The 5,594-nt window shown below is 64.9% G+C and carries 4 protein-coding genes; all 4 read right to left on the bottom strand.

What is annotated here, in order from left to right; genetic code table 11:
• On the bottom strand, nucleotides 1-520 hold a 520-nt coding region (locus AC5JJ6_RS39250), incomplete at its 3' end, for an ATPase domain-containing protein (RefSeq protein WP_496047244.1).
• Nucleotides 521-918: 398 nt separating this feature from the next.
• Nucleotides 919-3,411: a PAS domain-containing hybrid sensor histidine kinase/response regulator gene (locus AC5JJ6_RS39245; protein ID WP_496047245.1), complete on the bottom strand. Its 2,493-nt coding sequence runs from the start codon at nucleotides 3,409-3,411 to the stop codon at nucleotides 919-921.
• A 194-nt stretch (nucleotides 3,412-3,605) separates the two neighbouring features.
• On the bottom strand, nucleotides 3,606-4,682 hold the full coding sequence (gene flhB / locus AC5JJ6_RS39240) for a flagellar biosynthesis protein FlhB (RefSeq protein ID WP_496047243.1): 1,077 nt from the start codon (nucleotides 4,680-4,682) through the stop codon (nucleotides 3,606-3,608).
• A gap of 17 nt (nucleotides 4,683-4,699) precedes the next feature.
• On the bottom strand, nucleotides 4,700-5,476 hold the full coding sequence (locus AC5JJ6_RS39235) for a flagellar biosynthetic protein FliR (protein WP_496047242.1): 777 nt from the start codon (nucleotides 5,474-5,476) through the stop codon (nucleotides 4,700-4,702).
• Nucleotides 5,477-5,594 lie beyond the last annotated feature (118 nt).

Below are 5,594 nucleotides of genomic sequence, written 5' to 3'. Positions count from 1 at the left end.
CATGGCTGTCGCCCATCTCGCCTTCCAGCTCGGCGCGCGGCACCAGGGCCGCGACGCTGTCGACCACCAGCACGTCGATCGCGCCGGAGCGGACCAGCGTATCGGTGATTTCCAGCGCCTGTTCGCCGGCGTCGGGCTGCGAGATCAGCAGCTCGTCGACATTGACGCCCAGCTTGCGGGCGTAGCCGGGATCGAGCGCGTGTTCCGCGTCCACGAAGGCGCAGGTGCCGCCGTTCTTCTGTGCCTGGGCGATGGCGTGGAGGGCCAGCGTGGTCTTGCCCGAGCTTTCCGGCCCGTAGATCTCGATGATGCGGCCGCGCGGCAGGCCGCCGATGCCGAGTGCTATATCGAGGCCGAGCGAGCCGGTCGAGACGACTTCAGTCTCGGTCGCCGCTTCGCGCGCGCCGAGCTTCATGATGGAGCCCTTGCCGAATGCGCGTTCGATCTGACCGAGGGCCGCGTCGAGTGCCTTTTGCTTATCCATGGGACTTTCAACCAAACGCAAGGGTGCGGACGACATGCTGGGGCCCTCTTCTCTCATACGCCGGACAGGAGTGCAATCTGAAGCGAATGTACCGCTTTTGTTCTCTTCTGCCAAGGCCTATTCGGAACAAAAAGAGAACGAAGACCCGGTTATGTCGGGGGTGTTCTCGTGGGCGTGGAAGCCGGACATCAAGCCCTAGCCCCCCGGCGCAGCCTTTCAACCGTCACACCAAGACGTGATCTTGGTATCTCCTGGCCCAAAGCTACATGCCGACTCCCAACACGTAATAGAGAGTCGTTGCCATAGTGGAAATGACGCTGGGGGATACCAAGATCAAGTCTTGGTATGACGAATATTAAAATATTCGTCCATTTACATCCGATGTCATCCACGCCTATCCACGACTCGTATCAGGAATCTCTCCACCATTTCCATCACCCGTCGCGCAGGACCTCCTTCACCTTGCCGGCGAGCTGCTTCAGGCTGAAGGGCTTGGGCAGGAAGTGGATGTGCTCTCCGGCGTCGATCTGGTCGCGGAACTTGTCTTCGGTATAGCCGGAGATGAAGATCACCTTCATATCGGGCCGCTTGTCGCGGACGTGGCGGATCAGGGTCGGTCCGTCCATGTGGGGCATCACGACGTCGCTGACCAGAAGGTCGACGCGGTTCGACTCCGTGTTGAGCAGGCTCAGCGCCGCCTCGCCGCTGCGGGCTTCCAGCACCTGATAGCCCTTGTTGCGCAAGGCCCGCGCGCTGAAGACGCGCACGGCGTCCTCATCCTCGACCAGCAGGATCGTTCCGGTGCCGGTAAGGTCGCCGGCCGAACGCTCCCGCGCCTCGCTCTCGGCCTCGGCCGTGACGGCGGCGGTCTTCGCCGCCTGATGGCGCGGCAGGTGGATGGTGAACTTGGCGCCTTCTCCCGGTGCGCTGTCGACGAAGATGAAGCCGCCGGTCTGGCGCACGATGCCGTAGACCGTGGACAGCCCAAGGCCGGTGCCGGAGCCGACTTCCTTGGTCGAGAAGAACGGCTCGAAGATGCGGGCAAGGTTCTCCTTGGGAATGCCGGTGCCGGTATCGAGCACCTCGATCGCGACATATTCGCCGGGCGGCATCTCCTCGTGTTCCCGGCGGGTCGGCTCGTTGGTCGATACGTTGCTGGTCTGGATGGTCAGGCGGCCGCCGCCGGACATGGCGTCGCGCGCGTTGACCGCCAGATTGATGATGACCTGCTCGAGCTGCCCCTGGTCCACCTTGATCAGCCCGAGATCGCGGCCGTGGACCATCTTCAGTTCGATGTTTTCGCCGATCAGCCGGCGCAGGAGGTTCGACAGTTCGGCGAGAACGTCGGTGATGTTCAGGATGCGCGGCTGAAGCGTCTGCTGGCGCGAGAAGGCCAGCAGCTGGCGGACGAGGTTGGCCGCCCGGTTGGCGTTCTGCTTGATCTGCATGATGTCGCTGAACGACTGGTCGCCCGGCTTGTGGCGCAGCAGCAGCAGGTCGCAGAAGCCGATCATCGCCGTCAGCAGGTTGTTGAAGTCGTGCGCGACGCCGCCGGCCAGCTGGCCGATCGCCTGCATCTTCTGGCTCTGCGCGAACTGCGCCTCCAGGCTCTTCTGCTCGGTCAGGTCGATGAAGTGCAGGATCATTCCGGAACCGGAACCGGAGCTAGCGCCGGAAGGGCCGGCCTCGCCCGGCGCCCCGGCCAGACGGCGCGCATAGAGCTGCGCCATCTTCTTCTCGCGCCCCTGGGTCCGCAGGTTGACCTCGAAGGGGGCGATCATTCCGGAACCGATCTTACCCTGGTCGAGCCGGGCGAGGATGCTGGTGCGCTCGCCCGGGCTGAACAGCTCGGCCAGCGGGCATCCCAGGATGCTGCGCGACGGCCGCCCGATCATCGTCAGGAAGGCGTCGTTGCACTCCGCCAGCGTGCCGTCGTCGTCGATCAGCGCGATGCCTATGGGGGCATCCTCGAAGAAGCTCTGGAAACGCTGTTCGGACCGGTGCAGCGCCTCGCGCCAGTCGCGTTCCGGCGTCAGGTCGCGGACCACGGACCGCGTCCGCAGGCTGCGCCCGTCCGGCGACGCCACGGTGGTCTGGGCGATCGAAGCCTGGAACCGGCGCCCCTTCAGGCTCTTCATGGTCACTTCGCCGCGGCTTTCATCGCCGGCGAAGGGGCTGTGCCGGCTCCCGCGGGCCGGCTCCGCCAGCACGTCGTGCAGCGATACACCGCCGCAGACCAGATCGGCCGCAGAGCAGTCGAGCCAGGCGGCCAGCGTGGCGTTGGCGAACAGGAACCGCCCGTCCTGATCGACCGAATAGAACCCCACGGGAGCGTGGTTCATGAAGTCGGACAGGTTCTCCTGCTCGTCGCGGAGACGCTGCTCGACATCCTTGCGGTCGCTGATGTCCTCGATCACCCATTTCGCCAGCCCGCCGGTTCCGGCGAGCGGCATCACGCGGATCAGGCACCAGGAGCCGGAGTCAGCGGCGTCCTTCGGTCCGCGGGTGCTGCCGGGCACCAGTTCCGCCCAGTCCGCCCTGCCCTGCCGCGCCGAGTCCATTAGGCGGCGGAAGCGCGCCGCCATTTCCGGGTCATGGTCGAAGCGCCGGCGCAGCATGTCGAACAGCGCGGGATCGGACCCCGGGGATCCTTCCGGCCCGGCACCGACCCAGGCGCGGAAGACGGAGTTGGCCTGGACGACGGCGCCGCCGGACGCCGTGATCAGCCGCCCCATCAATCCGGCATCGAAACTTTCGGCCAGCATCGATCGCTGGTGCTCCGTGCCGGACTGGACCGATACGATCCGCCGGGCGAGGATGCCGCCCCCCAGGGCCAGGACGGCGAACAGGCCGCCGGTCAGCATGACGGGGTCGGTCACGATCCCGCCGGCCGCGAGACCCAGGCTCAGCGCTCCGGCAGCCGTCATCCCGCCGAGGCCGTAGATGGCGGTCCGCGTCACGGCGCCATCGCCGGACGGCTTTTTCCCGGCGGGCAGCCCGGATCCGGAAAAATCGCCGGAAATATCGGGAACGGATGAAGAGACCTGATCCTGCACTGCTGCCCCATGCAACTGTTCATTCAGTAGACTTACTACCGCATTAACCCTAACGCGCAAAACGCTTAGTTGCGGCCCAGGCGATTCTTCAGCTTGAACACGTAAGATATGACTTCGGCCATTGCCTTGTAATGCTCCGGCGGAATCTCCTGGTCGATTTCGACCGAGGCGAAGAGTGCGCGCGCGAGAGGCGGATTCTCGACGATGGGAATGTCGTTCTCCTTGGCGATCTCGCGGATCTTCGCGGCCACCGCGTCGGCGCCCTTGGCCAGCACGACCGGCGCTGCCATGGCGGACTGGTCGTATTTCAGCGCCACGGCGAAGTGGGTCGGGTTGGTCACGACCACGTCGGCCCGGGGCACCGCCTGCATCATGCGCTGGCGCGCCTTGTCGAACCGCATCTGGCGCAGGCGTCCCTTGACGATGGGGTCGCCTTCCTGCTGCTTGAACTCCTCCTTCTGGTCGTGCTTGGACATCTTCATCTTCTCGGCATACTTGAACCGCTGATAGAAGAGGTCTCCGCCGGCCAGGAGGAACATGATGATGGTGACCCAGAGAAAGAGCCTGACGACGAGATACTGGATCTCGCTGAGCAGGAGCTCCATCGGCATGCCGGCGTAGTGCTCGACGCTGATCATCATGGGCTTCAGGATGATGTAGCAGACGGCCCCGATGACGGCCATCTTGACGAACCCCTTGACCAGTTCCAGCCCGTTCTGCATCGAGAACAGCCGCATGAAGGTGGGCAGCGGGTTCAGCTTGGCGATGTCCGGCTTCATCTTCTCGGCGGTGACCAGCCAGCCGATCTGGAGGATGGTGCCGAGGACCCCGGCCGCCGCCATGATGAGGACCGGCAGCAGGATCGCCAGGAACGCCGTCAATGCGGTGTCGCGGAGGATGCCGCCGATGGCGCCCTGGTCCACCGGCACCGTTCCCGCATGCTCGAGGTAGCCCACGAGACCGTCGCTGAGACGCCTTATCGAGGATGGGGCGATCATGGAGACGACGACGAGGCTGGCGAGCAGCATGAGCCAGATCTTGACCTCCTGGCTCATCGGCACGTCGCCTTTTTCCCGGGCGTCGCTCAGCTTCTTGCCGCTGGCGTCCTCGGTCTTTGAGGCATCATCCTCGTCTTCGGCCATCCCCGCTTCCCCGCGCCCTAGCCGAGAAAACCGGCGAGGCTGCTTTCGACCGTGCGCAGCCAGAACATCATCGTGGCGGACATGACGAGGGTCAGCAACGCCAGCCCGAGCGCCACCTGGCCGCCCATGATGACGCCGAAGGCCTGAAGCTGGGGCATCATCTTCTGGAGAAGGCCGAGCGCCAGGTTGAACATGATGCCGACCGCGATGAAGGGCGCCGCCATCTGCGCCCCGATCGAGAAGCACTGGGCGACCATCTTCGTCATCATCTCGGCGAAGTCGCCCATCGGCAGGGGCGCTCCCGGCACGAAGACCTCGTAGCTGCCGATCACCGACAGGATCAGCAGGTGGTGAAGATCGGTGACGAACAGCAGGACGACGCCGATATTACCCATGTAGGCGCCGATCAGCGTGCCTTGCGCCGCCAGCGCGGGATTAAACATGAAGGCGTTGGACAGGCCGATCTGCATGGAGATGATGGTGCCCGCGATGTCCAGCGCCGCCGAGAGCATGCGCGAGATCGTGCCCAGGAACAGGCCGACGAAGCCTTCCATCACGATCAGGACGGTCAGCCCGAGCGCGCCGGCCGGGACAGGCGGCAGCATGGGAATGATGGCGGGCTGGACGACCAGCGTGATCGCGAGCGCCAGCAGCAGGCGTATGCGCGGCTGGACGTAGGTGTCGCCGAAGCCCGGCAGCTGCATGAAGGCGGTGCCGATCCGCGAGAAGATCAGCATGAAGGAATAGATCTGGCCGGTCAGGGCCTGATCGAGCGACAGGATCTCCATCGGCATGGGATCAGCAGGTCCCCATCTCAGCCGGTTTCCATATCAGCCGGTCCCCATGTCAGCCGGTCCCCATCCCGATGATCCGGTCCGCGAGCTGGTGGGTGAAGGTCACCAGGGTGGACAG

This window comes from Skermanella sp. (assembly GCF_059503625.1).
The sequence above is the reverse complement of the archived record's forward strand: the minus strand, read 5'-3'. Positions and strand labels throughout refer to the sequence as shown.